The organism is Methylobacterium sp. Leaf108, assembly GCF_001423265.1.
Taxonomy (GTDB): domain Bacteria; phylum Pseudomonadota; class Alphaproteobacteria; order Rhizobiales; family Beijerinckiaceae; genus Methylobacterium.
Window position 1 is genome coordinate 1 of the sequence record NZ_LMND01000025.1, and the last position, 3,177, is coordinate 3,177.

Annotated in this window: 2 protein-coding genes; one reads left to right on the forward strand and one right to left on the reverse strand. The window is 65.2% G+C overall.

Annotated elements, in window-relative coordinates; all coding sequences use genetic code 11:
- Positions 1–270 (reverse strand): hypothetical protein (locus ASF39_RS22570; protein WP_280137212.1); only part of this gene is annotated, 270 nt, incomplete at its 3' end.
- A 129-nt stretch (positions 271–399) separates the two neighbouring features.
- On the opposite strand from ASF39_RS22570, the gene ASF39_RS21365 reads away from it, so the two are divergent.
- A partial coding sequence (locus ASF39_RS21365; RefSeq protein WP_280137213.1) for a calcium-binding protein occupies positions 400–3,177 on the forward strand: 2,778 nt, incomplete at its 3' end.

Here is a 3,177-nt window from a genome sequence, read left to right on the forward strand (position 1 = left end):
ATCGGCAAGGATCGGCTCGAGGGCGGCGAGGGTGCCGATACGCTCGATGGCGGAGCAGGCTCGGATGAGCTTCTGGGCGGGGGCGGCAACGACGCGCTCAATGGCGGCGCGGGCCGAGATGCCTTGTACGGAGAAGCAGGCGACGACGTGCTGATCAGCAGCGGTGGCCTCGTCCGACAGGGTGGCGAGATAACTGCCAACGCCGGCGACCGCACCGCTGACGACTACAACTTCAACTGGTTTGTCGGCCTCCCTGACGCACGGCCTCAATACATCCCACCCCCACCTTCTGATGGCGTCAATACGAAGCCGCAGGTCGGCACCTACATAGATGCCCCCCCCCCTCCTCCAGCTCCACCTGGTCTGAGCGGGTTATCAGGGGCGCAGTCAAGCCCGGCCATGACCCAGCTCTTCAACGGCGGCTTTGCCCTGAGCTGGCAGGACTACGAGGCCGACCGCGAGGGCAGCCCCGACGAAGGCGCTCGCGTGCGCACCCAACTCTTCGATGCTGACGGTCAGAAGCGCGGCGCTCAGCTCGTCATCAACACAGCCGGCGAGAACGCCAACCCCACCCTGATTGAGCTCGGCGACGGCCGCGTCGTCGTCGCTTGGGAGCAGGGCACCAAGGCTTTCAACGCCGACGGCAGCGTTAGAATGGAGAATGGCAAACCAGCCATGACCTGGGACGTGCGCGCCCGGATCTACGAGTCCGACGGGACCTACCAGGAGATCCTCCTTAACGCCGAGATGGGCGAGATGAAGGGCAACCAGGTCGGAGCCTCCATCTCTGCCCTTGGTAGCGGCTTTGTCGCGGTCTGGTTCGACAGCGGTGTGGCTATCCCGGACAAGGACGCGTCTGGCGACATCATCGGTTACCACTACGATTGGAACATCCGTGGTCAGGTCCTCGATGCCCATGGCCTGAAGGTCGAGGGCGAGTTCACAGTCAACAAAACCTTGGAGAGTGTGCAGTCCTGGCCCTCCGTCACCACCCTCGCGGACGGCCGCTTTGTGGTCTCCTGGAACGACTTCTCCACCCAAACCGAAGCGGGCGGCACACTCGAGACCAACTCTGCCGCCATCGTAGCGCGCATCTTCAACGCTGACGGCACCCCGGCCACCCCGGACGCCCCTGATCTGCGCCTCAACACCACCACGGCAGGCCTGCAGTACGGGCCCGTGATCACCTCCCTTGATAGCGGTGGCTTCGTCGCGAGCTGGATGGAGCGCAACGGCGAGGACAATCCTGCAACCACTGAGGTGGAGGGCACCTTCGAGATTAAGGGCCAGATCTTCAACGCCGCCGGCGGGATGGTCGGAGACGAGTTCCAGCTCAACTCCGCCACTCACCTCGATCAGGTCTACCCCTCGCTCGCCGGCCTGCAGGGTGGCGGCTTCGCGGCCACTTGGACCGACATCAGCAGCCAGGGTGGAGATACCGGAGGCTCGTCAGTCAAAGCTCAGGTCTTCGATGCGCTCGGCCATAAGGTGGGCGACGAACTCCTCGTCAACACTGCAACACGCCTCAACCAGGGCTACTCCACCGTGGCGGGACTCGAGGACGGCTTCGTGGTGAGCTGGATCGACACCAACACCAGCGTGGGCGAGAAGCATCTCGCGTCCGTCAAGGCGCAGATCTTCCGCTTCGACGGCGCCGAAATCCTCGACGGCGGCGCGGGCTCTGATCTCCTGCGCATCGACCGCTCGGATCTGTCGGAGAACATAATCTTCGACCTCTCCGCGGGGGTAACGCAGGTTCTGCCTGATAAAACGACCATAACGGCCTTCGAGCGGGTGGCGTTCACGGCTGGATCCGGCAACGACGTCCTCAAAGGTGGCGCTCTGGCCGACACCCTGCACGGTGGAGGGGGAGTCGATACTCTCATAGGCGGCCTGGGCACCGACGTCCTCAGTGGTGGCGCCGGCGCCGACCGAATCGACGGCAGCGACGGTCTTGACACGGCTCTCTACGCTGCTTCCGCAGTCGGGGTGAGCGTCAACCTCGCAACCGGGGCTGCCTCAGGTGGTGATGCGGCCGGCGACACGCTGGTGAGCATCGAGTACCTCACGGGCTCGAGCTTTGCCGACACGCTCATTGGCGACGCCGGTGAGAACGTGTTGGAGGGAGGCAGCGGGGCCGACGTACTCGATGGCGGGGCCGAGCTGGACTGGGCGTCCTACGTCACATCCGCCATAGGCGTTACAGTCGACCTCACCGCAGGCGCTGGCCTGAACGGCGATGCGCACGGGGACACTTATGTTGGGATCGAGCGCGTGCGCGGCTCGCAGCTGAGCGATCTTCTGCGGGGGAACGCGGGCATCAACACTCTGGAAAGCCTGAACGGGAACGACACCCTGGAGGGCGGAGTCGGAGCCGACGTCCTCGACGGAGGGGCTGGCCTCGACACCGCTTCCTATGCGGGAGCAGGGACTGGGGTGGCCGTTAGCCTGACCACCGCCACCGGAACGGCGGGTGACGCGCAAGGCGACAGCCTGGTGGGGATCGAAAATCTGCTCGGGTCGGACCTCAATGACACCCTCACGGGCGATGGCTTATCCAACGTGCTCAAGGGCGGCTTCGGCGCTGACCAGCTCTCAGGCGGAGCCGGGGTCGACACGCTTGACGGCGGGTTTGGCAGCGACAGCCTTGAGGGCGGAGCTGGCGCCGACGTGATCGACGGCGGCGACGGACCAGTTGCGGATGTGGCCGCCTACACGACCTCCGCGGCGGGGGTGAACGTGCAGCTTGTTGGCGGCGTAGGCGCCGGCCTGGGTGGGGATGCGCTGGGCGACACCCTTATCGGTATCGAGGATCTCGTCGGCTCCGTCTTCGCTGATACGCTCACGGGCGACGCCAGCGCCAACGTGCTTGAGGGCGGCGCCGGGGCCGACAGTCTCAATGGAGGTGCGGGGGTCGATACGGTCTCGTACGTAAGCTCGTTGAACGCAGTGGCCGTGGATCTCACCCTGGGCACAGCCACAGGGGGACACGCCACAGGCGACACGCTAGCCGGCATTGAGAACTTGCGCGGCTCCACCTTGAACGACACCCTCACGGGTGATGGTCTCGCCAACGTGCTTGAGGGTGGTTTGGGTTCGGATCGTCTGGTTGGCGGGGGGGGGCTGGACTGGGCGTCCTATGCTCATGCCACCACGGGGGTTGTAGCCAACCTGACC